The following is a 25,027-nucleotide window of genomic DNA, read 5'->3' as shown; positions in this document are numbered from 1 at the left end:
CCGCGCGTCGTCGCATCTCCTGCGCCCGATCGCGACTCGCGTCGCTCCCACGGTGCGCTTCCGGAGACGCCGCGGTCTCGCGCAAGTGCGATTCCAGCGTACGAGATCCCGCCGGGCGTTCCCGAACCTCATGCGCTCCGATCGCGACTCGCGTCGCTTCCGTCCTTGGCCCTGCCGCCGACACTCAGCAAGCGGGTTGGTAGCGGCGGCCTTGCCAGCTTTCCCTCCGCGCCAGCTCTGCACTCAGCCGCGGGGCGAGCTCGGAGAGGCGGATGTTCCACTGCGGCGCCAGCTTCAACGCCGGGGGAACCTCGCTGCCCAGGCGCTGGAGCAGGATCGTGGGCGCAAGCCGCTCGACGAAGTCGGCCAGCAGCGCGATGTACTCGTCCTCGGCGAGCAAGGGTACGCTCGCGGGATCGCGCTCCCAGTCGCGTGCCATCGCGGTGCCCCTTACCAGCTGCAGCTGATGCAGCTTGAGCGCCGCCACCGGGAGCGCGGACAGGCGGCGCGCGGCTTCCAGCATGCCGGCGCGCGTCTCGCCGGGCAGGCCGAGGATCAGGTGGGCGGTCACCCCCAGGCCGCGCGCCGCGGCACGCCGGATCGCCTCCTCGCTGCAGGCGAAATCGTGGCCGCGGTTGATCCGGCGCAGGACTTCGTCGTCGCAGGACTCCACGCCGATCTCGAGCTCCACGATGTGCTCGCGCGCGAGCTCGGCCAGGTAGTCGAGTACTACGTCGGGCAGGCAGTCCGGCCGCGTGCCGATCGCGAGCCCGCAGATGCGCGGGTGCGCGAGCGCGGCCTCGTAGCTCTCGCGCAGGCGCGCGAACTCGCCGTAGGTGTTGCTGTAGGTCTGGAAGTAGGCGATGAAGCGCGCGGTGCCGGGATAGCGCCGGTCGAGGAAGCGCAGCCCGGCGTCGATCTGCTCGCCGATCGGGTCGCGGCGATCCAGGTAGCCGGGGGTGAAGCCAGCGTTGTTGCAGAAGGTGCAGCCGCCGCTGCCCAGGGTGCCGTCGCGGTTCGGGCAGGTGAAGCCGGCCGCCACCGAGACCTTCTGCACCCGCCCACCCCAGCGCCGCTTCACGTGGTCGTTCCAGGCGTTGTAGCGGCGCTCGCCGAAGGGCGAAACCGCGTGCGGCTCATCGACCGGATCCAGCACCGGAGAGTGAACGCAGGGAGAGACGAGTGCGGGAACCGGGTTCATGCGGGGAGCGAAAGTGGATGGACGGTGAAAGCGGCGCAGCCGGATGCCGCTGGCGAAGTTGCCGAGGCGCGAGTGTGCCGCCGATCGCCCGCGCAGCCCTTGACCGTGCGCAAACGCAGGCCGCTGGAGAAATCGCCCCGCGGAGCAGAATGGCTTGCGCGGAAGTGCCGCGCTTCGGAAGCCCTGCAGGAGCGGCAGCCCCGTTCATGCCATGCCGTGGTCGTCCTCGCCGATCAGCACGAGGCCGTCGGAGAGCCACTTGTGCGGCGGGATCTCGAGGTTGGTGGGGGCCGGCTGGCTGAGATAGACGCGGCCGGCGAGGTCGAAGATCGAGCCGTGGCAGGGGCACAGGAAGCCGCCGGGCCAGTCGGCGGTCATGCCCTCGGTGGTGCCGATGGCGAACTTCTCGGACGGCGAGCAGCCCAGGTGCGTGCAGATGCCGATCACAACGAGGTATTCCGGCTTGATCGAGCGCTGCCGGTTGGTGGCGTACTCGGGCTGCTGCGGTTCGCCCGAGACAGGGTCAGCGAGGCGGGCCTTATTGTGCTCGAGCGTGGCGAGCATCTCGGGCGTGCGGCGCAGGATCCACACCGGCTTGCCACGCCACTCCACGGTCACCATGTCGCCGACTGCAAGTTTGGAGACGTCGGCCTCGACCGGCGCGCCGGCGGCCCGGGCGGGCGGCGGAAAAAAGGGCGAAGCGGCCGGGGGGCACTCCATCGGAACTGCGCTGCCAGGGGCAAGACCGTCGAGGGGGGACGATCATGCAGCGATCACGACGCGGCCTGCTTCGCTCTGGGCTCTACAAAGCAATCGGCGTACCAGCTCCAGAAAAGGCCGGTCTGTCGGGCATAGTTGTCGTATTTGGGCGCCTTGATACTGCCAAAGGCTGCCGCCCCCTCGATGGTACTGCCACAGCTGACAGCAACCCGGCACCTCCGCGACCAAGTGCCGCGATCCGGTGCTGCTTCCCGCGCCCCCCCACTCAGCGCGCCGCCCCCCCACCCTCCTCATCCCCGCCGCGCATCGCCTGGCCCTCGAGCAGGCCGAGTGACTTCAGCCGCCGATACAGCGTGCGCTCGCTGATCCCCAGCCGGCGAGCCAGCTCGCGCCGACTGCCACGATGCGCGCGCACGGCGCGCAACATGGCCTGGCGCTGCACCTCCTCGAGATCCAGCGGATCGCGCACCGGGATCGCTGCGGCCAACGGACCTCCACTGGCAAATCGTGACTCGGCGCTCTCGCTCTCGGGATGCAGCACCTCCTCGGGCAGATGCTCGAGCCCGATCAGCTCGCCGTCGCACATCAGACTGGCACGCTCGAGCACGTTGCGCAGCTCACGCACGTTCCCCGGGAAGGCGTAGTTGCTCAGCACGCGCAGCGCGGCGGGGCTCAGCGACAGCTTGCGCTTCGGCGCGACACGTTCGAGCAGGGAGTCGATCAGCAGCGGCAGGTCGCCCTCACGCTCGCGCAGCGGCGGTACGGTGATCGGGAAAGTGTTGATGCGGAAGTACAGGTCCTGACGGAAGCCGCCCTCCGCGATCATGCGCTTGAGCGGACGGTGGGTGGCCGAGACCAGGCGGATGTCGGCACGACGCAGCTCGGTGGAGCCGACGCGGCGGTAGGTGCCGGTCTCGAGCAGGCGCAGCAGCTTGACCTGCATGGCGAGCGGAATGTCGCCGACCTCGTCGAGGAAGAGGGTGCCGCCGCTGGCCGCCTCGACCAGCCCGGGCTTGCGCGCGGTCGCACCGGTAAAGGCACCGCGCTCGTGACCGAAGACCTCGCTCTCGAACAGGGTCTCGGGCAGGCCGGAACAATCCACCACCACGAAGGGCCCCTCTGCGCGCCGGCTCGCTTCGTGCACCGCGCTCGCGAGCAGCTCCTTGCCGGTGCCGGATTCGCCCTGCAGCAACACGCTCGCGTCCGAGGGCGCGACCCGCGCGATCAGCTCGAGCATGCGCTGGAAGGCCGGCGAACGTCCGATCAGGCCGCGGCGGTCGGACACCCCGCGGGCGACGTGCAGCGGCTCCATCTTCTCGATGAACCAGGCGATCTCGCCAGCGGCGTCGCGCACGGGCGAGAGTTCGATGTCGACGTACTCCTCGCCGCGCGGCGTGTGATGCAGGTGCAGCACGCGCTCGCGCTGTCCCGACTGCAGGCTGCGCGCGAGCGGGCAGGATTCTCCGGCGCGATCGCAGGGCACGCTGTAGTGGTGCGACACGTCGTAGCAGGTGCGCCCGATCACGCTGCGCGCCTCAGGCCATGAGCGTCGGTAGGCGGCGTTGGCGGCGAGGATGCGGTAGTCGCGATCGCACAGGATGTGCGGTTCGGGGAAGGTCTCGAGGAAGGAGACCAGCTCGGGCAGCGGGCGGGGGTCGGGCGGCATGTCCTGTCAGATCTGGCGGAAGGTCTGCCAGCAGTCTGCGTCCCCGGGGGCGGCGCCGTCAATCGCCTCCCCTTGAGCCGGGCCTGGGCAGCGCGAGCGGGCGGCGCGACTGCGGCAGGCGTGCTTCGGCAACGTGCGCCGCGTCAGCGGGAACCGCAGGCTGCGAGGCGCGATCCGGGCGCTGTGGCGGTACGGGCTGCGGTAGACTCGGCCCCCGACCGGCGTCCTGCACGCCGCTCCGTGACCGGAGGCCTGCGTCGCACGCCTCCCCCGCTCGATTCCACCGGAGACCCCGATGAGCCTGCTGGCCCAACTCAAGAAAGACTCCCTGCTCGCGCGCAAGGCTGCCGACAGCGTGCGCGCCACCCTGCTGTCCACCCTGATCGCCGAGGCCGAGATGGTCGGCAAGAACGCCGGCAACCGCGAGAGCACCGACGACGAGGTGCAGCAGACGATCCGCAAGTTCCTCAAGAACAACCAGGAAGCCGCGGCCGTGATCAGGGACAGCGGCCGCCTGGCCGTGCTCGAGCGCGAGTGCGCGGTGCTGACGGCCTACCTGCCGCCGATGGCCACCGAGGCCGAGGTGAAGGCCTTCATCGCCGACGCGGTCGCCAGCCTGGCCGAGCGCTCGCCCAAGCAGATGGGCGCGGTGATGGCTGCGCTGAAGGCCAAATACGGCAGCGGCTTCGACGCCAAGCAGGCGAACGCCTGGGTCAAGGAAGCCCTGGCCGCTTGAGGCCCGTCGGCAGGCCCGGCCGGCCGCTGCGGCTTCCATGCGGCGAGCCGGGCACCATGTAAGAAAGGCCGCCCGGCAATGCCGGGCGGCCTTTTCTGTTGCGTGGAGAAGCGACCGCCTCTCCGCGCGCTGCGATCACTTCTTGGTCGCGGCGCTCACGGCCTTGACGGTGGCTTCGGTCGCGGCGGCCATGTTGGCTTCGGCGACTTCGGCGGCTTGGCGGGCGGCCTTGCTGGCGTTGTCGTACAGGCTGTTGGCGGTGTTCATCGCCGAGCGGACGGCCTCGAACACGCCTTCCGAACCGGCGGGCGCCTGCTTGGCGGCCTGCTCGAGCATGTCGTGGAAGCGCTTGTTGAGGTCGGCGATCTGCTTCTCGAACAGGTTCGACACTTCCTGCTGACCCTCGGTGGCGATCTCCTGAACGCTACGGGCGTAGGCGACGGCCTTGTCGAGCATCGGCTTGGTCAGTTCGCCCTGGAGCTTGGCGAGCTGCTGCGGGTCCTTGGCTTCGGCCAGCTTGCGGGTGGTGGCGACGCTGTCCTCGAGCACCGAACGCACGGTGTTGAGGTTGAGTTCGGCCAAGCGCTCGGCACGGGCGATGGCGCTGTTGGCGAGCGACATCATGGCTTCGAGGTTGGCTTGGCCGACGGCGGCGAACTGCTCGGGGGTCTGGATCTTGGTCATGGCTGGCTTCCTTGGTGAGTTGCAGTGGAGTCGATGATGCGAAAGAAACTCGCGGTCCATGCGGCCTTGTTGCCCGAAACCATTCCGGCTTCGTTTTGCTGCACCGCACAATGGAGCCGATTATAGCGTTGGGAATTCCACCGTCAACACTTTTTTGTTGCACCGCAACATTTCGCTGTGCCACCCGTTAGCCAAGTGGTGGAAATCCCGCTCGCAATCGCATTCGCCGCGATCCTCCTGATCCTCTTCCATCGAGGTTTCAGGCGCATGAAAGAGGCAGCGCAGCGCCCTCGCCCGCCTGCTCACGCCGCCTTCTTCTTGCCCGGCGTCGCGGGATCCTCCGGGTCGATGCCCCAGTCGCCATAGGTGTACCAGTCGTCGCCGAGCAGCTCGATCGGGTGCTGGGTGCGTCCCGAGCCGTTGCCGCAGCCGAGCGCATCGACCGGACAATATTTGTCACACCCCCAACAGATGCGCTCCGGGTTCTTCGGATGAAGGGGAAATTTCTTCGCCATGACCACACTCTCCAATACGCTGCCCGGGTTCCGGGCGCGCTCGACTGCCCGCGCGGGCACCCGGCAGGCGGCCGGGTGCGCCACCTCCCCGCTCAGGCCTTGCGCTCGCCCTTGAGCATCACCAGCAACATCTTGAACTGCGCGCGCGGCGCCACCGCATGCGGCGCGCCGGCGGGGATCAGCAACGTTTCGCCCTCGCCGAGCCGATGAATGTCGGCGTCGACGCGCACTTCCGCTTCGCCCTCCACACCGATCAGCAGCGCATCGAAGGGCGCGGTGTGCTCGCTGAGGCCCTCTCCCTTGTCGAAGGCGAACAGCGTGACGCTGCCGGCGGCATTCTTCACCAGCATGCGGCTCACGATCGCCTGGTGCTGGAAGTCGAGCATCGACTTGAGCTTCTCGACGCGGGTTTCGCCGCTCGCGGCATTCGTGCGATCCGTCATTTCGGGTTCCTCCCTTCTGTCAGGCATTCCATTGCAATCCTACTCCTGCGCGCGCGGGTCGATCCGCCGGCGTCCGCTAAGCCCCGCGCTCGCCGGCGAAGAGCGCCGCCACCACGTCCGACTGGGTGATCATGCCGACCAGCCTGCCGTCCTCGTCGGCCACCGGCAGGTGATGCAGGCCGCCGTCCGAGAAGGCCCCCACCAGGTCGGCGAGCGATTGCCCGGGGCGGGCGCTGTGCACGCGCCCGCTCATGATCTCGGCGACCACGCGGGCGGTGCGCATGCGCGGCACCGGCTGCGGCTCGGGGTTGTGGCGGTCGATGAAGAAGTCCGGCACCGATACGATGCCGACCAGCCGGCCGCCCTCCTCCACCACCGGCAAGGCCTTGATGCGGTGGTGCGCGAGCAGCGCCCAGGCCTCGCCCACCGGGGCCTGCGGACCCACGCTCACCACGTCGCGCGACATGATGTCGGCGCAGCGCAGCGCGCCCCAGGTGCGCCGGCGCGCGTTCATCTGCGCGCGCACCATGATCTCCTCGAGGTCGTCGCGATCGACGTCGAGCACCTCGCCGAAAGAGGCCAGCGCCGCGTCGAGGTCCTCCGCACGAAAGCCGACGCGCTTGCTCGGCAGCGGATCGGCCGTGCCGTGCGCCTGCGCACGCGCGGGCGCAAGGTGCGGATAGCGCCGTCCCACGAGGTTGTTGAACAGGAAGGCGACCACCAGCATCGCCAGCGTATTGACGAGCACGGGCATCAGCGCGAAGGCGTAGCCGAGTTCATGCACCATCGGACCACCCAGCACCGCCGTCAGCGCCACCGCTCCGCCCGGCGGATGCAGGCAGCGCAGCAGGAACATCGCCCCCACCGCCAGGCAGCCGGCGAGCGCGACGGCCATCCCGGTCTCGCCCAGCCAGCGATAGCAGCCTACCCCGATCAGCGCCGACACCAGGTTGCCGACGAGGCTTGGCCAGGGCTGCGCGAGCGGACTCGCCGGGACACAGAACAGCAGCACCGCCGACGCCCCCATCGGGAGGATGAACCACGGTTCCTGCCCGCCCAGCGCGAGGAAGCCGATCCACTCGGTGCAACCCAACCCTACCGCCACCCCCAGCGTCCCCAGTGCCATCTCGCGCCGCCCCGCAGACAAGGCGGCAGGCAGGGAGAACAGTCGGGCGAGGGACATCGGCAGGCTCCAGCGGCGAGGCGCAACGAGGGGTGCCCACCGGTCGGTCAGGCAGGCGGCAGACTCCCGTCTGCACTGTCCGGCAAGCACGGCACCGTGCGGGTGGGCGCTCGCCCTTGCGGCATCGACACGCATCCGCACGAGCCGGTCATTACATCAAAAAATGATATTTTAAACCGTATCCCGGATTCGGCGAGGACTCGCGGCATTACAAAATGTATGGGTGCGAGGGTGCGGGAGTCAGCGGGAACGGATGGGGGATGGGCGGCGGGTGCGCAACGGAGGGCGCGCGACCATTCGATCATCCACGACAAAAAGGCCCGGTACGCGGTCCGGGCCTTTCGTTTCGCCGAGAAATCGGCGCATTCGGTGGTGGGTGCTGACGGGGTCGAACCGCCGACATTCGCCTTGTAAGGGCGACGCTCTACCGACTGAGCTAAGCACCCGCGCTTTCCCCGGCGCGGATGCCGGAGCAGCAAAGTCCGCTAGTTTACAGAATCCTTGAGCCCTTTGCCAGCGCGGAATTTCGGCACCTTGGCCGCCTTGATCTTGATGTTCTTGCCGGTGCGCGGGTTGCGCCCGGTGCGCGCGGCGCGCTCGCCCACGTAGAAGGAGCCGAAGCCCACCAGGGTGACCGTTTCGTCCTGACGGAGGGCCTCGGTCACCGCGGCAACGGTCGCGTCCAGCGCGCGCGCCGCATCCGCCTTGGTCATGCCAGCCTTCTCCGCAATGCTTGCAACCAGTTCCTGTTTATTCACTTGACCCCCTCCGGTTTTGTACTGCAATGGGTGGAACCGTGGCTTTGGAATGATCGGAGCGCACCACGGGTTGCGACATGACCTGCGGAACTCGCGATTTTATAGCGCGCGCGATTCAGCACTGTCAACGCGGCAGGAAGTGCCGCCGTGGGACATTCGACGAGACTTCCGGCGCGTGCGGTGCAGCATGGCCGGAGCCTGCATCTCCACCAGACCACCTACTGCGGCTCAGCCGCAGCGGGCAGGCGCTCTTGGATGAAGCGGTCGTACCCCTCCAACACCAGCTCGCGCGTCTTCATCACGTCGGCCTCGACCGCGCCCTTGAAGACGCCCAAGCCTTCGAGGATCTCGCGCGCCTCGCCGAAGCCGCTCTCGAAACCGCCACGGATCACGTCAATGAAGTCGCGCAGCACGGTCTCGGGGGCATCGTCCTGGCGCCGCGCGGCATAGGCCTCGAAGAACGCGGTCGACATCGACACGATGCGCCCGGCGGTGGCTTCGGCCGAACGATCCTGGTCCATGGAGTTCTGGATGGCCTGCGGACCCAGCGTGGGTGCAAGCGCCTCGTTGATGCCCTCGATTGCCGAGCGCAACAACAGCGCTTGTGATTGATCTCCCGAGCGGATCGACACCTGTATCGAAGCCTGCAGGATGCCGATATGGAGATCCTTGCGCAACTCGGACTCGGTGGTTGGCGCCTGACGCTGCAGGCGCGACGCCGCCGCACTGTTCTGGCGCGCGGCATCCGCCGCCTGGACGGACGCACCCGCGGGGACGGAAGCACTCATCAGGACGGTATTCATGGCGGACTCCTTTGGCGTTGTTCTCTCACTTCCAGTCTAGACAGCGGCCCGGCATCGCGCTGCGCCAAGACCGCTCAAACGTCGCGAGTCCGCAGCCGCCCGGGATGATCATCGCCCCGACGGCGAGCGTGAGCGCGCGCGGACTCATGCCGGCACCCCCCGTCCGCACGGGCGCCGCAGCACCCGCAGGACCAGGATCGCCGCCAGCGCGACGACGAGGAAGAACAGCCATTTCGGCATGATGTCCCACCACCTGTCGAAGAGCTTGGTGTATCGGAAGAGCATTAAGAACACGATTCCGGTGTTGACCATGTCGTTCCACGCGCGGCGCGCGCCGAACCAGATCGCCAGGGCGCTGGTGACGAAGCCCGTGAGGCGCCGGTGCGGGGCTTGCACCGATCAGGATCGCCACCTGCACCGTCTCGGGAAAGAAGCCCCGGAACAGGCGGGAGAGGAAGAACACGCTCGCCAACATCGCGAGCGCACCGAGAAAGGACGCCACCCGCATGCCGAGCGAGACATGGCGAACGCACTGCCTCGTCGGCCGGTCTCGATGACGTGGGCGAATTCGGCGCCACGCTGCCCGGCAAGGCGTGTGCGGACGACTCCGGTACCGGACTGCCCGCCGCGCTGCGCGACCGCGCCGCTTCAGGCGTGCAGCCGAGCCGCCCAGCGCGCGACGATCTCCGCCAGCGCCGGCAGCCCCTCGCGGATCGCCACCGGCCCCGGCGCCAGGATCAGCGCGGATTTCACCTCGTGCAGCTCGTCGTCGCGCACGGCCGGAACGTCCTCCCACCCCGCACGTGCAGCCACACGCTCGGGGCGGAAGCGCTTGCCGCACCACGAGCCCACAACGATATCCGGCGCCGCCCGCGCCGCCTCCAGCGGATCGGCGAGGATGCGCTGCGCCGCGCCCGGATGGCGCGCGCGCTCGGCAAAGATGTCCTCACCGCCGGCGATCCCGATCAGCTCCGACACCCAGCCCACCGCGCTGATCGGCGGCTCGTCCCACTCCTCGAAATACACCCGCGGCCGCCGCGGCAGCGCCGCCGCCCGCGCGCGTACCGCGTCCATCGTCGCCTCGAGCTCGGCCACCAGGGTCAGCGCACGCGCCTCCGCCCCAACCAGCCGGCCCACCGTCTCGACCATCGCCAGGATGCCGTCGACGCTGCGCTGGTTGAACACATGCACCGCCACCCCGGCCTTGATCAGGTCACGCGCCACGTCCGCCTGCATGTCGGAGAACCCCAGCACCAGGTCCGGCGCGACCGCGAGGATCTTCTCCAGGTCGCCGCTGGAGAAGGCGAACACCTTCGGCTTCTCCTTGCGCGCACGCGGCGGGATGACTGTGTAGCCGCTGATGCCGGCGATACGGTCCTCCTCGCCCAGGGCATAGAGGACTTCGACGGTCTCGGTGGTCAGGCAGACGATGCGGGAGGGGAGGCGGCGTGGGTTCATGGCGGGATTATCGCGCATCCCCTCGGGCACGCGTGCTCAGCCCCGGTCTGCTCCTCGCCCATCCGCCGCGCGTGCGGCCTGCATGCTGGGAGCGACCCGCTTCGCGATCCCCACGTGCAGAAACCGGTGCGATCCGGAATCGTCGGCTTTGGCGACCGATTGCGAACGGCCTTTCCGCTACCTGGAGGACGCTCGACTTGAAACGGCGGCCTAGCTTCAGGCGTTATCTTTAACACTCCTCTTGTTTTCTTTAAAACAGACTACTATCCTCGAAGTACCGATCACCACCAAGCGAGGAGCCCGCCATGAGCGCCATCGCCGAGCGCGAAGTGAACGCATCGGAAGACCGCGGTGCGCTGGCCAGGATGGTCATGACCCTGCTCGATCACTGGAACCTGAGCACCGAGGACCAGGCCGCGCTGCTCGGCATCGCCGCCAGCAACCGGGCGGCGCTGTCGAACTACCGCAGCGGCAAGCCGATCGGCACCAGCCGCGACCAGCACGACCGGGTGGGCCACCTGCTGGGCATCCATAAGAATCTGCGCCTGCTTTTTCCGCACAACCGCGACCTCGCCTATCGCTGGATGAGCACCCGCAACAAGGCCTTCGACAACCTGAGCCCGGTCGAGGTGGTCAAGGAATGGGGCTTTGCCGGCTTGCTGATGGTGCGGAGCTATCTCGACCGCGCCCGCGGCGTGTGAGCCGGGCGCACGATGAATTCGCTGTTCGCGCAGGTGTCGCTGGCCGACGTCCATCAGGACGTGGCGCGGAACATCGTGTCGCTGCGCCAGTCGCAGGACCTGTTCGACGACCTTACGGACGATCCGACCGGGTGGTTGCTGGCGCAGAAGGTGGAGGCGGAGGTTCGGCCGCCGTCGTACCGCTCGCACACGCCGATCATCGACCGCCCCTTCGAAGATGCGGCCTGGTTCAACGCCATCCTGTGGCCGTTCAAGCACTGGCAGGCAAGCCGGTTTTCCGACGGATCCTTCGGCGTGTGGTACGGCTCGGACTCGGTCGAGACCACGGTCTTCGAGTCGGCCTATCACTGGTACCGGGGCCTGCTGTGCGATGCCGGGTTCGAGCGCGAGACCGTGATCGCCGAGCGCAAGGTCTATCGGGTGGCCTGCAGCGCCGCACTGCTGGATTTTCGCAAGGCGACCGCCGAGCACAGCGACCTGCTTCACCCGTCGGATTACACCTTCCCGCAGGCGGTGGGCGCGCGGATTCATCGCGAAGGCCACCCGGGCCTGCTCATCCAGTCGGTCCGCCGACGCGGGGGCGAGAACGTGGCGATCTTCAACCCGGGCGTGCTTTCCAACCCGAGGCACCACTGCCAGCTCACCTACCGCCTCGAGGGCGCGCGGATCGTGGTGGAAAAGCACCCGGGGGAGACCTGGATCAGCGCGGCGGTCGCCGAATTGGGCTGATCGCGCAGCAGCCTCCGCTGCCCGGGGCACCGGCGCCCCCAAAAGCAAAACCCCCCGCCATCGCTGACGAGGGGTTTCTCCACCAGGACGGCCTCTCAGCCGCCCCGGCGCTCGAGCCGCTTACCGAATCAGACTTCCACCGTATCCGCGACCGAGCGGAATTCCTCGATCTGGTCGAAGTTCATGTAGCGGTAGATGTCGGCGGCCTTCTTGTTCACCACCTCCACCTGCGCCATGTACTCGGCAACGCTCGGGATCTTGCCCATCAGCGCGCACACCGCGGCCAGCTCGGCCGAGCCCAGATAGACGCGGGTGTCGATGCCGAGGCGGTTGGGGAAGTTGCGCGTCGAGGTCGACATCGCGGTGCTGCCCTTGCGGATCTGCGCCTGGTTGCCCATGCACAGCGAGCAGCCCGGCATCTCCATGCGGGCGCCGGACTTGCCGAGCACGCCGTAGTAGCCTTCCTCGTTGAGGATCATCGCGTCCATCTTGGTGGGCGGGGCGATCCACAGGCGGGTCGGGATGTCGGACTTGCCGTCGAGCACCTTGCCGGCGGCGCGGAAGTGGCCGATGTTGGTCATGCACGAGCCGATGAAGACCTCGTCGATCTTGTCGCCGGCGACTTCGGACAGCAGCTTGACGTCGTCCGGGTCGTTCGGGCAGGCGACGATCGGCTCCTTGATGTCGGCGAGGTCGATCTCGATCACGGCGGCGTAGTCGGCGTCGGCGTCGCCCGACAGCAGCGTGCCGTTGGCGATCCAGTCTTCCATGGCCTTGATGCGGCGCTTGAGGGTGCGGGCGTCCTGGTAGCCGTTGGCGATCATCCACTTCATCAGCGTGATGTTCGAGTTCATGTACTCGACGATCGGCGCCTTGTTGAGGTGGACCGTGCAGCCGGCGGCGGAGCGCTCGGCCGAGGCGTCGGTGAGCTCGAAGGCCTGTTCGACCTTGAGATCCGGCAGGCCTTCGATCTCGAGGATGCGGCCGGAGAAGATGTTCTTCTTGCCCTTCTTCTCGACGGTCAGCAGGCCTTGGCGGATGGCGTACAGCGGGATGGCGTTGACCAGGTCGCGCAGGGTGACGCCCGGCTGCATCTTGCCCTTGAAGCGCACCAGCACCGATTCCGGCATGTCGAGCGGCATCACGCCGGTGGCTGCGGCGAAGGCGACCAGGCCCGAGCCGGCCGGGAAGGAGATGCCGATCGGGAAGCGGGTGTGGCTGTCGCCGCCGGTGCCGACGGTGTCGGGCAGCAGCAGGCGGTTGAGCCAGGAGTGGATCACGCCGTCGCCCGGGCGCAGCGCGACGCCGCCGCGGGTGCTGATGAAGCTCGGCAGCTCGCGGTGCATCTTGACGTCGACCAGCTTCGGATAGGCGGCGGTGTGGCAGAAGGACTGCATCACCAGGTCCGCGGAGAAGCCGAGGCAGGCGAGGTCCTTGAGCTCGTCGCGGGTCATCGGGCCGGTGGTGTCCTGGCTGCCGACGGTGGTCATCTTGGGTTCGCAGTAGGTACCCGGGCGGATGCCCTGGCCTTCCGGCATGCCGCAGGCGCGGCCGACCATCTTTTGCGCAAGCGAGAAGCCCTTGCCGGTATCGGCGGGGGCCTGCGGCAGGCGGAACAGCGTCGAGGGCGGCAGGCCGAGGGCCTCGCGCGCCTTGGTGGTGAGGCCGCGGCCGATGATCAGCGGAATGCGGCCACCGGCGCGCACTTCGTCGAGGATGACCAGGGTCTTGAGCTGCGATTCGGAGATCACGGCGCCGTTCTTGAGCGCGGTGACCTTGCCGGAAGCGTGGTCGACCTTGAGCTCGATCTCGTCGCCCATGTCCATCTGGCCGGCGTCGATCTCGATCGGCAACGCGCCGGCATCTTCCATGGTGTTGAAGAAGATCGGGGCGATCTTGGAGCCGAGGCACACGCCGCCGAAACGCTTGTTCGGGACGAAGGGGATGTCCTCGCCGGTGAACCACAGCACCGAGTTGGTGGCGGACTTGCGCGAGGAACCGGTGCCGACCACGTCACCGACGTAGGCGACCAGGTTGCCCTTGGCACGCAGCTCTTCGAGGAACTTGACCGGGCCGCGCACGCCGGCTTCTTCCGGGGTGATGCCCGGACGCGGGTTCTTGAGCATGGCCAGCGCGTGCAGCGGGATGTCGGGGCGCGACCAGGCGTCGGGTGCGGGCGACAGGTCGTCGGTGTTGGTCTCGCCGGTGACCTTGAAGACGGTGAGCTTTTGCGAGGCGGGGACTTCCGGGCGGCTGGTGAACCACTCGGCGTCGGCCCACGACTGCATCACGGCTTTGGCGTTGGCGTTGCCCTTCTCGGCCAGCTCCTTGACGTCGTGGAAGTAGTCGAACATCAGCAGGGTCTTCTTGAGACCCTCGGCGGCGACCGCGCCCACTTCGGCGTCGGCCAGCAGATCGATCATCGGCTTGATGTTGAAGCCGCCCAGCATGGTGCCGAGCAGCTCGGTGGCCTTGGCGCGCGACACCAGGGCACAGGCTTCCTCGCCCTTGGCGACCCTGGCCAGGAACTCGGCCTTGACCTTGGCGGCGTCATCCACGCCGGCGGGGACGCGGTAGGTGAGCAGCTCGACGAGGAAGGCCTCCTCGCCGGCGGGGGGGTTCTTGAGCAACTCGACGAGTTCGGTGGCCTGCTGCTTGGAGAGCGGCAGCGGCGGGATGCCGAGGGCGGCACGTTCGGCGACATGGGCACGGTAGGCTTCAAGCACGGCGACTTCCTCACTATGTGACGGTGATCGGGACTCCGGACGGGTCGGCCCCACCGGAACGGGCGAGATTATATGTCTTTTATAAGACTTGCGGTGCAGTGCAACACCATGGCTCGTCGCCCGACATTCGAGCCGGAAGATTCTACGCCTTCGTCACGCTGCGGGGGATATCCCCGCGCGCGGCATGCGTTCGCTGACCGGCAGGGTCTTGCGGACGATCCCGCAGAGGGTGTGCCGTAGAGCGATGCAAGTCGCGATTGCAGCGTCTGCACCCCGCCGTCGCCCGTCGCCACCACGCCATCGCGACTCGCGTCGCTCCCACGGGAACGCACGACTTGCGCCTGCAGGAACTTCCCCGCCGCGCAGCGATCGTTTGTATTGGTCCCAACAGGAAAAGGAGATCCACGATGTCTGCCACCCCGTTCGATACGCTCCGCCCCCTGCCCGCGTCCGCCGCCCGCCTCTCCTATCACTCGCTGCCGGCGCTCGAAGAGGCCGGCGTGGGCCGCATCTCGCGGCTGCCGGTGTCGATCCGCATCGTGCTCGAGGCCGTGCTGCGCCACTGCGACGGCCACAAGGTGACCGCCGAGCACGTGCGCGAACTCGCCAACTGGGAGGCCGACGCGCCACGCACCGCCGAGATCCCCTTCGTGGTCGCGCGCGTGGTGCTGCAGGACTTCACCGGCGTGCCGCTGCTCGCCGACCTCGCCGCGATGCGCAGCGTGGCCGTGGCGCAGGGCCGCGAGGCCAAGCTCATCGAGCCGCTCGTGCCGGTCGATCTGGTGGTCGACCACTCGGTGCAGATCGACCACTACGGCACGCCCGACGCGCTGCGCCGCAACATGGAGATCGAGTTCGAGCGCAACCACGAGCGCTACCAGTTCATGAAGTGGGGCATGCAGGCCTTCGACAGCTTCCGCGTGGTGCCGCCGGGCATCGGCATCGTGCACCAGGTCAACCTCGAACACCTTTTCCGCGGCGTGCGCACGCGCGATGGCCTGTGCTTCCCCGACACCCTGGTGGGCACCGACTCGCACACCACCATGATCAACGGCATCGGCGTGGTGGGCTGGGGCGTGGGCGGCATCGAGGCCGAAGCGGCGATGCTCGGCCAGCCGGTGTACTTCCTCACCCCCGACGTGATCGGCGTGGAGCTGCGCGGCAGCCTGCCCGGCGGCACCACCGCCACCGACCTGGTCCTCGCCGTCACCGAGATGCTGCGGCGCGAGAAGGTGGTGGGCAAGTTCGTCGAGTTCTTCGGCGAGGGCACCGCCAGCCTGTCGGTCACCGATCGCGCCACCCTCGCCAACATGGCGCCGGAGTATGGCGCCACCATGGGCTTCTTCCCGGTGGACGCGAAGACCATCGACTACATGCGCGCCACCGGCCGCGAAGAGGCCGAATGCGCGCTGATGGAAGGCTACTTCCGCGCGCAAGGCCTGTTCGGCGTGCCGCGCGCGGGCGAGATCGACTACACGCGCAGCCTGATGCTGGACCTCGCCACGATCGAGCCCGCGCTCGCCGGCCCCAAGCGCCCGCAGGACCGCATCGCCCTGCCCGCCATGCGCCACGAGTTCGAGCGCCTGTTCTCCGCGCCAGTGTCCGAGAACGGCTTCGGCCGCGAGGCCGCCCGGCTCGACGACCGCTTCGCCACCGGACGAGAGGATGTGGACCTCGGCCACGGCGACGTGCTGATCGCCGCCATCACCTCGTGCACCAACACCAGCAACCCGGCGGTGATGATCGCCGCCGGCCTGCTCGCGCAGAAGGCGGCCGCGCGCGGGCTGCGCGTGAAGCCACACATCAAGACCTCGCTCGCGCCGGGCTCGCGGGTGGTCACCGACTACCTCGGCAAGGCCGGCCTGCTCGAGCCGCTCGCCACGCTCGGCTTCGCGCTCGCCGGCTACGGTTGCACCACCTGCATCGGCAACGCCGGCGATCTCGCCCCCGACTTCAACGCGGCGATCGTCGAGCACGACCTCGTGGTGGCCGCCGTGCTGTCGGGCAACCGCAATTTCGAGGCCCGCATCCACCCCAACATCCGCGCCAACTACCTCGCCTCGCCGCCGCTGGTGGTGGCCTTCGCGCTCTCCGGGCGGGTCAACATCGACCTCGACACCGAGCCGCTCGGCACCGGCAGCGACGGTCGGCCGGTGTATCTGCGCGAGCTCTGGCCGAGCTCGGACGAGATCGCCGCCGCACTACCCTTCGCCACCGATCCGGCCAGCTACCGCCGGCTCTACGCCGACTTCACGCGCGACCACGACCTGTGGAACGCGATCCCCGCGCCCACCGGCCAGACCTACGACTGGCCGCCCTCCACCTACATCGCCTGCCCGCCCTTCTTCGCGGGCTTCGGCATGACGCCCCCGCCGGCGAGCGACATTCACGACGCACGCGCACTGCTGCTGCTCGGCGACTCGGTGACCACCGACCACATCTCGCCCGCAGGTTCCTTCCGCGAGACCAGCCCGGCCGGGCGCTGGCTGCGTGGGCAGGGTGTGGAGAAGACGGACTTCAACTCCTACGGCTCGCGTCGCGGCAACCACGACGTGATGGTGCGCGGCACCTTCGCCAACGTGCGCGTGAAGAACCTGATGCTGCCGCCCAACCCCGACGGCAGCCGCGTCGAAGGCGGCTACACCCTGCTCGACGGCGAGCAGACCACGGTGTTCGAGGCGGCGAGCGCATGGATCGCGCGCGGCGTGCCGACCATCGTGTTCGCGGGCGAGGAATACGGCACCGGCTCGTCGCGCGACTGGGCTGCCAAGGGCACCGCGCTGCTCGGGGTGAAGGCGGTGGTGGCGAGGAGCTTCGAGCGCATCCACCGCTCCAACCTGGTCGGCATGGGCGTGCTGCCGCTGCAGTTCATCGGCGAGGACAGCTGGCAGGCGCTGGGGCTGGATGGGAGCGAGAAGTTCACGCTGGAAGGCATTGCCGCCGGTCTGGCGCCGCAGCGGACGCTCACGCTGCAGATCGAGCGCGCCGACGGCTCGAGGCAGTCCGTGCCCCTGCTGTGCCGTATCGACACCCCGATCGAGGTCGAGTACTACCGCCACGGCGGCATCCTGCCCTACGTGCTGCGCGCGATCCTCGGCGGAAGCTGAGCCGCGCGGCCGGATCGCAACCTGCGTCGTCGCAGCCCCCCCCGCAGCACGCTCCGGCCCCGCGTCCGCATCTCCCCTCGGCCCGCTATACTCGCCCCCCATGATCCCCTCCACCCCTTGCCCCTGCGGCTCCGGTCGCGCATTCGGGGCGTGCTGCGGGCCGGTGCTCGCGGGCGAACGCCCGGCGCCCACCGCCGAGGCGCTGATGCGCTCGCGCTACACGGCCTTCACCTTGCGCGACACCGCCTACCTGCTCGCGAGCTGGCATCCCTCCACCCGCCCGCAGGACTTGGCGCTCGACGAGCAGCCGCCGCCGAAATGGCTCGGCCTCGACGTGCGTGCCCACCGCCCGCTCGCCGACACCCGCGCGGAGGTCGAATTCCTCGCCCGTTGCCGCATCGGCGGCCGCGCCCGGCGCCTGCATGAGACCAGCCGCTTCGTGAAGGAGGACGGGCGCTGGTATTACGTCGACGGCGACCTCCACGACTGAGGCTCGCCCTCGTGCCAGCCGGCCTCGGCCCGGGATCACCGCCGGCGCCTGAGCGAACCGCCCGATCGCGACTTGCGTCGCTCCCACAAAGACCAAAACGCCCCGCAATCCGCGCGGCCACCCGGCCTGCTGTCGGCGCTGCGCGACATCGCAGGTCCGGCGCGCGCATAATTGCCCCATCGTCATCGCGCGCACCCAACGGAAGATCATGAACCTCGAAAAAGTCATCTTCGGTTTCTTCATCGTGCTGGCGGCCACGCTCAACTTCGGCTTCTTCGTCGGCGACATCGACAATCCGGTCCACCACGACGTCTACGAGCTCTTCGCCGCGCTGGTGGTCAGCCTGATCGCCACCGTGCTCAAGTTCGGCGACCGCACCCAGATCGGCGCGGTGCATCTGTCCACCAGCCTGGTGGCCGACCTGCAGCTGGTCGCCGCCGCGATGGTGTGGGGCTACTCGGCGCACGTCGCGGGCGCGGGGATGACGCCGGAGATGACCGCGCGCGTGGTCTCGCTCTCGGGCGGCGCGCTCTTCGCCAACGTGGTGTCGGTGATCATCCTGATCGCCGAGACCATCATGCAGCGCCGCTGAACGCCACCTCGCCGAGACCCGCGCCGTGCAGCAGGCCCTCGCCCGCCACCACAGCATCTTCCTGCTGATCCTGCGTCGCCTGCGCGCACCGCTGATCCTGCTGATCGTGCTGTTCGCGATCGCGGTGCTCGGCCTCACCCTGGTGCCCGGCCCGGTCGTCGACGGCGAGACGAGCTATCTCAGCTTCTTCCACGCCTTCTACTTCATCAGCTACACCGCGACCACGATCGGTTTCGGCGAGATTCCCTACACCTTCTCCGACCAGCAGCGGCTGTGGGTGATCGTCAGCATCTACCTGTCGGTGATCGGCTGGGCCTATACGCTGGGCTCGGTGTTCAGCCTGCTCGCCGACCGCAGCCTGCGCCAGGCGATCGCGATGCAGGGTTTCGTGCGCGCGGTGCGGCGGCTGCGCGAGCCCTTCTACCTGGTGTGCGGCTACGGCGAGACCGGCCGCCTGATCTGCGACGCGCTCGACCGCATGGGCCTGCGCGTCGTGGTGATCGAGGTCGACGAGACCAAGCTCGGCGAGCTCGATCTGCACAGCTATTCGGCCGACGTGCCCGCGCTGTGCGCGGACGCCGCAAACCCCGAGACGCTCCAGTTCGGCGGCCTCACCCACGCGAGCTGCATCGGCGTCATCGCGCTCACCAACGACGACGCCACCAACCTGGCGATCGCGATCGCCGCACGCCTGCTGGCGCCGAAGGTGCCCGCACTGTGCCGCGCCGAGCACACCGCGACCTCGGCCAACATGACCTCCTTCGGCACCCGCCACATCCTCAACCCCTTCGAGCGCTTCAGCGAAACGCTCGCACTCTCGCTGCACGCGCCCAAGGCCTCGCAGCTCTTCGACTGGCTCACCGGCCTGCCCGGCAGCCACGTCGAGCAGCGCCGCGATCCGCCGCGCGGCAACTGGATCGTCTGCGGCCACGGGCGCTTCGGTCGCCTGCTGGTCGATGCGATGGACTCCGAGGCAGTGCCGGTGACCATCATCGACATCGACCCCAAGCCCGACGGCATTCACCGCTGGGTGCAGGGCGACGGCACCGGTGCCGCATCCCTGCTCGAGGCCGGCGTGCGCGAGGCGACCGGGATCGTGTGCGGCACCAGCTCGGACGTGGACAACCTTTCGATCGCGGTGACGGCGCGCGAGCTCAACCAGGAGCTCTTCGTGATCCTGCGCCAGAACCACGAATCCAACCGCGCGCTCTTCGAGGCCTTCGAATCCGACATCACCGTGGTCCCGAGCCGGGTGATCGCGCACGAATGCATCGCGATCCTGAGCACACCGCTGCTCGCGCCCTTCCTGGCCGAAATCCGCCGCCGTGACGAGGAGTGGTGCGGCGCACTGCTGCATCGCCTGACCCGCCACCTCGGCTGGAGGGTTCCGCGGATCCGCAGCCAGCGCGTCAACCTGTCGAGCGCGCCGGCGCTGTATCGCCGCCTGATGCGCGGCGAGACGATCACGCTCGAACGCCTGCTGCGCTCGCCCGCCGACCGCTCGATGGCGCTCGACTGCGCGGTGCTCTACCTCGAGCGCGACGACGACGACCACCGGATGACGCCCGCCGCCGACGAGAAGCTCCGCCCCGGCGACGAATTGCTCTTCGCCGGCACCCGCCGCGCGCTCGAGGATGTCGCCCTGATCTTCGCCAACGAGCACACCCTCGAATACATCCTCACCGGCCGCGACCTGCCCGGCGGACGGGTCTGGGAAATGCTCGCGCAGCGCAAGCACGGGAAACGCTCGCCGCAGCTGCCCTGAGCCGCTCCCCACGTTGCCGGGGCACGGCCCCGCCGCTCGAGCGCCGATCGCGACGTGCGCCGCGTCTGCGAGACCTGCTAGCCCGCGCCTTCCTCCACGAGTTCCACCGCCTCGCCGGCGAACGACACCCGCTGTCCCGGCCGCAGCTTGGCGCGCTTGCGCGACTCGGGCTTGCCGTCGACCTTCACCAGGCCGTTTTCCACCGCGGCATGCGCCGCACCGCCCGACTCGACCAGACCGGCGGCCTTGAGCAACTGGTCGAGCTGAATGTATTCACCGCGCACTTCGAACCGTATCGCCATCGCGATCCCTCCTGCCCGCCACGGCTGCGCGCGCGGGCCTCGTGTCAAAATGGCGGCATTGTCTCCCGCACGCCCGCCCATGACCAGCACGCCCACCGCCCGCGATCCGGCAAGCGACGCCGCCCCGGCCAGCGCCTCGGCGCCCGCCCACCGTTCTCCGTCCGACGCCGCAGCGCTCACCGCCCATCCGCCGTCGAGCGCCCGCTCGCGCGCGGACGACCTCCTCGAGCGCACCGACCACGTGATCGCCGCGGCGCTCGCCAGCGGCGCACTGCAGCCGATCCGTACCGAGCTCGACTGGCTGGAGCAGGACGGCCTTCGCTTCTCGGTGCGTTGGGTATCGTCCCTCGCGCTCAAGGATCGGGCGCGGGTCGACACGGTCACCGCCCGACGGCCCGACTTCAACCCCTTCCTGCCGCCCGAGCCTGCGCTCACGGTGGCGGCCCTCGGCGCGGATCACCTCGTGGTGCTGAACAAGTTCCCGGTGATCGATCGTCACCTGCTCATCGTGACCCGCCGTTTCGAAGACCAGAGCACGCCGCTCGGCGGCGCGGACTTCGCCGCGCTCGCCGCGGTAGTGGGCGCGCACGGCGGGCTGGGCTTCTACAACGGCGGCCGCATCGCGGGGGCGAGCCAGGCGCACAAGCACCTGCAGTGGGTGCCCGCGCAGGCCTCGGCGCTGGAAGACTTCCTGCCTCCGCTGCATCCCGGGGCGGCAGCGGAGAACCTCGCCCTGCCCTGGGCGCACGCGGCGGTGGGGATGGACGAATCCGCCTGGTCGCACCCGGACGACGCCGGATCGGTCCTTCTGGCCGCCTACCGCCTGGCCTGCGAGCGGCTGGAGCTTCCCTGCGACGCCGATCCGATGCCGCCCTACAACCTGCTGGTCAGCCGTGGCGCGCTGCTGCTGGTGCCCCGCACACGCGAGAAATGGGACGACGTGTCGCTGAATTCGCTCGCCTGGGCCGGCTCGCTGTTCGTGCGCGACCGCGCCCAGATCGACGGCTTGCGCCGACATGGCCCGCTCGAGGTGCTCGCCGCGGTGGGCCGGCCGCGCGGCGGATAGGCTGGCGAGACGTATCCGGCGATCAGGCCGCGCGCGGCAGCGGACTCTGCGGCAGCGGCGGCAGGCCGATGGTGGCGCGGAGCTCGTCGCACTTCGGGTTGGGCGTACCGTCCTCGAAATAGACGGGAAATTCACGACAGGGGGTGGGCCGGTTCTCGTAGATCGAACGCGCGACCTGCCGGCCCACCTCGCCGGAGAGCGCGCTGCAGCGTCGCGGCACCTGGTTGCTGCCCTTCATGCAGCGCAAGGTGTGGTTGAGTTTCTCGGTCATCTCCGCCGGCACGAAACCGCCCGGCGCGTCGTCCGCCTCGGCCCAGTAGAAGGAGATCCGAAAGTGCGTGCAGCAGATGCCGCAGTCGAGGCAGGGGTTGAACTCGTCCATGAACGGAGCGCCGAAAGGACCGGCCGAGGGCCGTGGGGCGCGCATTCTAGCGCCGCCGGGAGGCGCCGGAAAGTGGTGCAAAGCGCTTTGTTTTCAGTAACCTGAAATCATTTTGAGAAATATTTTCCGGAGCGGGAAACCCGCTCGCATCGGATCGCGCCCGCAGCGCGTCCCCGGGCGCGGCGGTTCCTTGTGGGAGCGACGCAAGTCGCGACTACGGCTTGTCCACGCTCGCCAACGCTCGTCCGCTGTTCCGGCGCCCGCTCGCGACTCGCGCCGCTCCGGCGGCGCATCCCCGGGCGCGACGGTCCTGTGCGCGCCGGCACGCCCGGGATGCTCAGTTTTCGGCTTCGCCGGATTCGGGCTCGGGCTCGGGCTCGGCGCCGTTGGCGCCGCAGCATTTCTTGTATTTCTTGCCGCTGCCGCACGGGCACGGATCGTTGCGGCCGGGGCCGGCGCTGGCGGGCTTGCGCGGAGCCTCGGTGGACAGCGGCTCGGCGGCCGGCAGACCCAGATCGCGCCAGTGGGCGAAGATGTCGTTGACCGCCTCGCCCACGTCGGCGAGCCAGCCCAGGCGGGTCTCGTCGTCGGCCTTCGCGGCGTCCTCCTCGCCCCAGGGCGCGAGCACCTCGTCGAGGGTCTCGCGCACGGCCTCGACCGCCTCGGCGTCCAGCCCCTCCTCCCAGCCCTCGGGCCACAGGTCCAGGCCCTGAGCGAAACCGTCGATCCAGGCTTCGCCGAGCTTGAGCCCATCGCCCTCGGCGACCGCGAAGCAGAACGGCTCCCAGCACGCCTCGTCCTCGTCGTCCAGGCCGAGCGTGGCGAGCAGCTCGTTGTGATACGCCTTCACCAGCCGGATCGCGCGCTGCAGGCCGCTGCCCGAGCCGAAGCCGACCTCGTCGCCGTGCGCCGACCACACGCCGGGCATCCAGCGCTCGGCCGGGATTGGCCGCGGCGAGATCATCACGCCAGCGAGGTAGCCGTCGAGCATCTCGAGGTCCATGCAGTCCTCGGGCACGATGTCCGAGGTGAGGATCTCTTCCAGCGCCTCGAAATCCTCGTCGCTCATCGTGCGCAGCGCGGACGCGTCCGCGCCCCTTTGTTCCATACCGTTCATGGCAATCTCCTTTGACCGGCGCCAAGGGTGGCCCAAGGCGGCGCGGCGGGCAAGCACGATCTTGCGGAATCAGCCCGCGGCCGCGAGATCCAGCCCGATGCGGTACAACGGCTGCCCCGAGTCGCGGTACTTGCGCTCGAAGGGGGTCAGCGGCGTGACGGCCTCGAAGCCTTCCCAGGCGACCTCGCGCCCGAGCACGAGGCCGAGCGCGAAGGCGAACTCCTCGATGTAGACCTTCCAGTTGCTGCGGCATTCCAGCACGCCACCGAGGCGGGGAATCCACGGGAACACCGGGTGCGCGTGCCAGCGCCGGCCGAGGTGGCCGATCTTGGGCCAGGGGTTGGGATAGAGGAGGTAGTGGCGCGCGAGGCGCAGCCCGGCCTCGTCGAGCAGGCGCCAGAAGTCCACCAGGTCGGCGCGCACGAAGACCATGTTCTTCGGCAACAGCGCCTCGGGATAGGGCTTGCGACGCGCGAGGCGGTCGGCGGACTGGTCGACGCCGATCACCCAGTGGTCGGGAAACTGGCGCGCGATCTGGATGGTGCTGTGGCCGACGCCGCAGCCGGCATCGAGGATCAGCGGCGCACTGCGGCCCCAGCCGGCGAGCGCCTCGGCGAGCGCGGCACGGTTGTAGTCGGTGCAGGGCTTGCGGAAGGGATGCTCGAGGTGCTTGCGCACGCGCTCGGCGAGCGCCTCGTGGACGCCCTGCTGGGCGCTCTGCGGGATGCGGGAGTTGGCGTAGCTCATCGGGCCGCTCTCATCGGTCGGGACTCGTCGGCCGGGGCCCGTCGGCCCGGGCAGATGGCGGGTGGTCGCACGCGGGAATGCCGTGGCGGCGGAGTTCCTCGTTCATGCGCGAGGGGTGGACGACGCGGCGCACCGCCTCGTGCAGCCGGCCCGCCGCGGGGTAGTTGCGCCGCAGCATGCCCAGCCACAGCTTGAGCCGGCCACAGGCATGCACCGGGGCGGCGCGCCCCTGCACGCCCTCCCAGTAGCGCAGGAGGTGCGGGTGCAGTTCGACCCAGTCGCGCTCGTCCGGCTCGGTGCCGCGTTCGCCGCGGATGCGGCGCGCGAGCCAGGGGTCGGAGACCGCGCCGCGGCCGATCATCACATCCTCGGCTGCGGAGACCTCGCGGCAGCGTGCCCAGTCGCGCACGCTCCACACCTCGCCGTTGGCGGTCACCGGCACGCGCACCGCGTCGCCGATGCGCGCCACCCACTCCCAGTGCGCGGGCGCGCGGTAGCCCTGCTCGCGGGTGCGCGCATGGACGACGATGGCCTGCGCGCCACCGTCCGCGAGCGCCTGCGCACAGTCGAGCGCGCGCGAGGGGTCGGCGATGCCCAGGCGCATCTTGGCGCTCACCGGGATCGCTGCGGGCACGGCGGCACGCACTGCGGCGGCGATGTCGTGCAGCAGGCGCGGGCGGTCGAGCAGCATCGCACCGCCACCATGGCGATTGACCACCTTGGCCGGGCAGCCGAAGTTGAGGTCGATGCCGTGCGGGCTCAGCGCGGCCAGGCGCGCCGCGTTCTCCGCGAGCAGGACGGGATCGCTGCCGAGCAGTTGCACCGCCACCGGCGTGCCCGCGGCGGTGCGGCTGCCGGCGAGGATCTCCGGGCAGATGCGCTCGAACATGCGCCGCGGCAGCAGGGTGCCGGAGACGCGGACGAATTCCGACACCGCGAGGTCGTAGCCGCCGATCGCGGTCAGCACGTCGCGAAGCACGAAATCGGCCACGCCCTCCATGGGCGCGAGCAGCAGGCGCACGCAGGAACCTCGTCGGTGATTGATCAGGCGCGCGATTGTACCGGTCGCCGCCCGAAAAACCGTCCCGGCGCACGACAGCAGACGTGTTTTTCCTTGTCAGGACGGGGCGGCTGGC

Annotated in this window: 25 protein-coding genes and 1 tRNA gene; 8 read left to right on the top strand and 18 right to left on the bottom strand. The window is 69.2% G+C overall.

Annotation, left to right across the window (positions count from 1 at the left end; genetic code table 11):
- Window positions 1–184 precede the first annotated feature (184 nt).
- The 3 genes from TMZ1T_RS10030 to TMZ1T_RS10020 all read right to left on the bottom strand — a co-directional run bounded on the left by TMZ1T_RS10030 (window position 185) and on the right by TMZ1T_RS10020 (window position 3,587).
- Entirely contained in the window at window positions 185–1,201 is a 1,017-nt protein-coding gene (locus tag TMZ1T_RS10030) for a TIGR01212 family radical SAM protein (RefSeq protein WP_012585314.1), read from the bottom strand.
- 204 nt (window positions 1,202–1,405) lie between these two features.
- Window positions 1,406–1,921: a ubiquinol-cytochrome c reductase iron-sulfur subunit gene (petA, locus tag TMZ1T_RS10025; protein ID WP_004301228.1), complete on the bottom strand. Its 516-nt coding sequence runs from the start codon at window positions 1,919–1,921 to the stop codon at window positions 1,406–1,408.
- A gap of 265 nt (window positions 1,922–2,186) precedes the next feature.
- Window positions 2,187–3,587 carry a sigma-54 interaction domain-containing protein gene (locus TMZ1T_RS10020; RefSeq protein WP_012585313.1) on the bottom strand — a complete coding sequence of 467 codons (1,401 nt, stop codon included), beginning with the start codon at window positions 3,585–3,587 and terminating at the stop codon, window positions 2,187–2,189.
- Between the two features lie 295 nt (window positions 3,588–3,882).
- Here TMZ1T_RS10020 and TMZ1T_RS10015 point away from each other — a divergent pair, with 295 nt between their 5' ends.
- Window positions 3,883–4,323: a GatB/YqeY domain-containing protein gene (locus TMZ1T_RS10015; protein ID WP_004301232.1), complete on the top strand. Its 441-nt coding sequence runs from the start codon at window positions 3,883–3,885 to the stop codon at window positions 4,321–4,323.
- 135 nt (window positions 4,324–4,458) lie between these two features.
- On the opposite strand, the gene TMZ1T_RS10010 is transcribed toward TMZ1T_RS10015, so the two are convergent.
- The 9 genes from TMZ1T_RS10010 to TMZ1T_RS09970 all read right to left on the bottom strand — a co-directional run bounded on the left by TMZ1T_RS10010 (window position 4,459) and on the right by TMZ1T_RS09970 (window position 10,167).
- Window positions 4,459–5,007 carry a phasin family protein gene (locus tag TMZ1T_RS10010; RefSeq protein ID WP_004301234.1) on the bottom strand — a complete coding sequence of 183 codons (549 nt, stop codon included), beginning with the start codon at window positions 5,005–5,007 and terminating at the stop codon, window positions 4,459–4,461.
- A gap of 302 nt (window positions 5,008–5,309) precedes the next feature.
- A complete protein-coding gene (locus tag TMZ1T_RS10005) occupies window positions 5,310–5,522 on the bottom strand; it encodes a DUF3079 domain-containing protein (protein ID WP_004301235.1) in 213 nt (70 codons plus the stop codon).
- A 92-nt stretch (window positions 5,523–5,614) separates the two neighbouring features.
- On the bottom strand, window positions 5,615–5,965 hold the full coding sequence (locus TMZ1T_RS10000; protein ID WP_004301237.1) for a cupin domain-containing protein: 351 nt from the start codon (window positions 5,963–5,965) through the stop codon (window positions 5,615–5,617).
- 76 nt (window positions 5,966–6,041) lie between these two features.
- Window positions 6,042–7,148, bottom strand: a complete 1,107-nt coding sequence (locus tag TMZ1T_RS09995; RefSeq protein ID WP_004301239.1) for an HPP family protein — start codon at window positions 7,146–7,148, stop codon at window positions 6,042–6,044.
- Between the two features lie 370 nt (window positions 7,149–7,518).
- Window positions 7,519–7,594 (bottom strand) — tRNA-Val (locus TMZ1T_RS09990).
- Window positions 7,595–7,633: 39 nt separating this feature from the next.
- A complete protein-coding gene (locus TMZ1T_RS09985; RefSeq protein WP_004301241.1) occupies window positions 7,634–7,906 on the bottom strand; it encodes an HU family DNA-binding protein in 273 nt (90 codons plus the stop codon).
- A 218-nt stretch (window positions 7,907–8,124) separates the two neighbouring features.
- Window positions 8,125–8,709: a DUF5610 domain-containing protein gene (locus TMZ1T_RS09980; protein WP_004301243.1), complete on the bottom strand. Its 585-nt coding sequence runs from the start codon at window positions 8,707–8,709 to the stop codon at window positions 8,125–8,127.
- Between the two features lie 144 nt (window positions 8,710–8,853).
- On the bottom strand, window positions 8,854–9,105 hold the full coding sequence (locus TMZ1T_RS09975; RefSeq protein WP_004301244.1) for a hypothetical protein: 252 nt from the start codon (window positions 9,103–9,105) through the stop codon (window positions 8,854–8,856).
- A 252-nt stretch (window positions 9,106–9,357) separates the two neighbouring features.
- Window positions 9,358–10,167, bottom strand: a complete 810-nt coding sequence (locus tag TMZ1T_RS09970) for an ABC transporter substrate-binding protein (protein ID WP_004301246.1) — start codon at window positions 10,165–10,167, stop codon at window positions 9,358–9,360.
- A 305-nt stretch (window positions 10,168–10,472) separates the two neighbouring features.
- On the opposite strand from TMZ1T_RS09970, the gene TMZ1T_RS09965 reads away from it, so the two are divergent.
- Together TMZ1T_RS09965 and TMZ1T_RS09960 are read left to right on the top strand one after the other, a co-directional pair.
- Window positions 10,473–10,868, top strand: a complete 396-nt coding sequence (locus TMZ1T_RS09965) for an MbcA/ParS/Xre antitoxin family protein (protein ID WP_012585312.1) — start codon at window positions 10,473–10,475, stop codon at window positions 10,866–10,868.
- A 12-nt stretch (window positions 10,869–10,880) separates the two neighbouring features.
- On the top strand, window positions 10,881–11,597 hold the full coding sequence (locus tag TMZ1T_RS09960; protein WP_012585311.1) for an RES family NAD+ phosphorylase: 717 nt from the start codon (window positions 10,881–10,883) through the stop codon (window positions 11,595–11,597).
- A gap of 128 nt (window positions 11,598–11,725) precedes the next feature.
- Here the strand turns inward: TMZ1T_RS09960 and acnB are convergent, their stop codons facing one another.
- Window positions 11,726–14,323, bottom strand: a complete 2,598-nt coding sequence (gene acnB / locus TMZ1T_RS09955; RefSeq protein WP_004301251.1) for a bifunctional aconitate hydratase 2/2-methylisocitrate dehydratase — start codon at window positions 14,321–14,323, stop codon at window positions 11,726–11,728.
- Between the two features lie 407 nt (window positions 14,324–14,730).
- Between acnB and acnA the strand changes: the two genes are divergently transcribed.
- The 4 genes from acnA to TMZ1T_RS09935 all read left to right on the top strand — a co-directional run bounded on the left by acnA (window position 14,731) and on the right by TMZ1T_RS09935 (window position 20,277).
- A complete protein-coding gene (gene acnA, locus TMZ1T_RS09950) occupies window positions 14,731–17,430 on the top strand; it encodes an aconitate hydratase AcnA (RefSeq protein ID WP_012585310.1) in 2,700 nt (899 codons plus the stop codon).
- Between the two features lie 100 nt (window positions 17,431–17,530).
- On the top strand, window positions 17,531–17,920 hold the full coding sequence (locus TMZ1T_RS09945) for a YchJ family protein (RefSeq protein ID WP_012585309.1): 390 nt from the start codon (window positions 17,531–17,533) through the stop codon (window positions 17,918–17,920).
- 208 nt (window positions 17,921–18,128) lie between these two features.
- On the top strand, window positions 18,129–18,512 hold the full coding sequence (locus TMZ1T_RS09940) for a DUF6394 family protein (RefSeq protein ID WP_004301257.1): 384 nt from the start codon (window positions 18,129–18,131) through the stop codon (window positions 18,510–18,512).
- Between the two features lie 25 nt (window positions 18,513–18,537).
- Window positions 18,538–20,277, top strand: coding sequence for an NAD-binding protein (locus TMZ1T_RS09935; RefSeq protein WP_004301258.1), 1,740 nt, complete (start codon window positions 18,538–18,540; stop codon window positions 20,275–20,277).
- A 77-nt stretch (window positions 20,278–20,354) separates the two neighbouring features.
- Here TMZ1T_RS09935 and TMZ1T_RS09930 read toward each other — a convergent pair whose 3' ends face one another.
- Window positions 20,355–20,579 (bottom strand): RNA-binding S4 domain-containing protein, encoded by a 225-nt coding sequence (locus tag TMZ1T_RS09930; protein ID WP_004301260.1) that lies wholly within the window; start codon window positions 20,577–20,579, stop codon window positions 20,355–20,357.
- A gap of 79 nt (window positions 20,580–20,658) precedes the next feature.
- Between TMZ1T_RS09930 and TMZ1T_RS09925 the strand changes: the two genes are divergently transcribed.
- Window positions 20,659–21,645 (top strand): ATP adenylyltransferase family protein, encoded by a 987-nt coding sequence (locus TMZ1T_RS09925; RefSeq protein ID WP_004301262.1) that lies wholly within the window; start codon window positions 20,659–20,661, stop codon window positions 21,643–21,645.
- A gap of 22 nt (window positions 21,646–21,667) precedes the next feature.
- Here TMZ1T_RS09925 and TMZ1T_RS09920 read toward each other — a convergent pair whose 3' ends face one another.
- The 4 genes from TMZ1T_RS09920 to TMZ1T_RS09905 form a co-directional block, all read right to left on the bottom strand.
- A complete protein-coding gene (locus TMZ1T_RS09920; RefSeq protein WP_004301263.1) occupies window positions 21,668–22,027 on the bottom strand; it encodes a YkgJ family cysteine cluster protein in 360 nt (119 codons plus the stop codon).
- Between the two features lie 337 nt (window positions 22,028–22,364).
- The gene (locus tag TMZ1T_RS09915) at window positions 22,365–23,135 is read right to left on the bottom strand and encodes a YecA/YgfB family protein (RefSeq protein ID WP_041589837.1); all 771 of its coding nucleotides are present in this window, start codon (window positions 23,133–23,135) and stop codon (window positions 22,365–22,367) included.
- Window positions 23,136–23,213: 78 nt separating this feature from the next.
- Window positions 23,214–23,891 carry a tRNA (guanine(46)-N(7))-methyltransferase TrmB gene (trmB, locus tag TMZ1T_RS09910; RefSeq protein ID WP_004301267.1) on the bottom strand — a complete coding sequence of 226 codons (678 nt, stop codon included), beginning with the start codon at window positions 23,889–23,891 and terminating at the stop codon, window positions 23,214–23,216.
- Window positions 23,892–23,901: 10 nt separating this feature from the next.
- The gene (locus TMZ1T_RS09905; RefSeq protein ID WP_004301270.1) at window positions 23,902–24,912 is read right to left on the bottom strand and encodes a tRNA dihydrouridine synthase; all 1,011 of its coding nucleotides are present in this window, start codon (window positions 24,910–24,912) and stop codon (window positions 23,902–23,904) included.
- Between the last annotated feature and the right edge of the window lie 115 nt (window positions 24,913–25,027).

Source organism: Thauera aminoaromatica, assembly GCF_000021765.1.
Classification (GTDB): domain Bacteria; phylum Pseudomonadota; class Gammaproteobacteria; order Burkholderiales; family Rhodocyclaceae; genus Thauera; species Thauera aminoaromatica.
Note: the sequence above shows the minus strand (reverse complement) of the source record. Positions and strands in the feature narration are given on the sequence as shown.

Coding starts and splice junctions, on each gene's coding strand:
- TMZ1T_RS09965 (WP_012585312.1), top strand. CDS start 10,473: ATGAGCGCCATCGCCGAGCGCGAAGTGAACGCATCGGAAGACCGCGGT.
- TMZ1T_RS10030 (WP_012585314.1), bottom strand. CDS start 1,201: ATGAACCCGGTTCCCGCACTCGTCTCTCCCTGCGTTCACTCTCCGGTG.
- TMZ1T_RS09925 (WP_004301262.1), top strand. CDS start 20,659: ATGACCAGCACGCCCACCGCCCGCGATCCGGCAAGCGACGCCGCCCCG.
- TMZ1T_RS10015 (WP_004301232.1), top strand. CDS start 3,883: ATGAGCCTGCTGGCCCAACTCAAGAAAGACTCCCTGCTCGCGCGCAAG.
- TMZ1T_RS09960 (WP_012585311.1), top strand. CDS start 10,881: ATGAATTCGCTGTTCGCGCAGGTGTCGCTGGCCGACGTCCATCAGGAC.
- TMZ1T_RS09995 (WP_004301239.1), bottom strand. CDS start 7,148: ATGTCCCTCGCCCGACTGTTCTCCCTGCCTGCCGCCTTGTCTGCGGGG.
- trmB (WP_004301267.1), bottom strand. CDS start 23,891: ATGAGCTACGCCAACTCCCGCATCCCGCAGAGCGCCCAGCAGGGCGTC.
- TMZ1T_RS10010 (WP_004301234.1), bottom strand. CDS start 5,007: ATGACCAAGATCCAGACCCCCGAGCAGTTCGCCGCCGTCGGCCAAGCC.
- TMZ1T_RS09970 (WP_004301246.1), bottom strand. CDS start 10,167: ATGAACCCACGCCGCCTCCCCTCCCGCATCGTCTGCCTGACCACCGAG.
- TMZ1T_RS09980 (WP_004301243.1), bottom strand. CDS start 8,709: ATGAATACCGTCCTGATGAGTGCTTCCGTCCCCGCGGGTGCGTCCGTC.
- TMZ1T_RS09940 (WP_004301257.1), top strand. CDS start 18,129: ATGAACCTCGAAAAAGTCATCTTCGGTTTCTTCATCGTGCTGGCGGCC.
- TMZ1T_RS10005 (WP_004301235.1), bottom strand. CDS start 5,522: ATGGCGAAGAAATTTCCCCTTCATCCGAAGAACCCGGAGCGCATCTGT.
- TMZ1T_RS10000 (WP_004301237.1), bottom strand. CDS start 5,965: ATGACGGATCGCACGAATGCCGCGAGCGGCGAAACCCGCGTCGAGAAG.
- TMZ1T_RS09945 (WP_012585309.1), top strand. CDS start 17,531: ATGATCCCCTCCACCCCTTGCCCCTGCGGCTCCGGTCGCGCATTCGGG.
- acnA (WP_012585310.1), top strand. CDS start 14,731: ATGTCTGCCACCCCGTTCGATACGCTCCGCCCCCTGCCCGCGTCCGCC.
- TMZ1T_RS09930 (WP_004301260.1), bottom strand. CDS start 20,579: ATGGCGATACGGTTCGAAGTGCGCGGTGAATACATTCAGCTCGACCAG.
- TMZ1T_RS10020 (WP_012585313.1), bottom strand. CDS start 3,587: ATGCCGCCCGACCCCCGCCCGCTGCCCGAGCTGGTCTCCTTCCTCGAG.
- TMZ1T_RS09920 (WP_004301263.1), bottom strand. CDS start 22,027: ATGGACGAGTTCAACCCCTGCCTCGACTGCGGCATCTGCTGCACGCAC.
- petA (WP_004301228.1), bottom strand. CDS start 1,921: ATGGAGTGCCCCCCGGCCGCTTCGCCCTTTTTTCCGCCGCCCGCCCGG.
- TMZ1T_RS09915 (WP_041589837.1), bottom strand. CDS start 23,135: ATGGAACAAAGGGGCGCGGACGCGTCCGCGCTGCGCACGATGAGCGAC.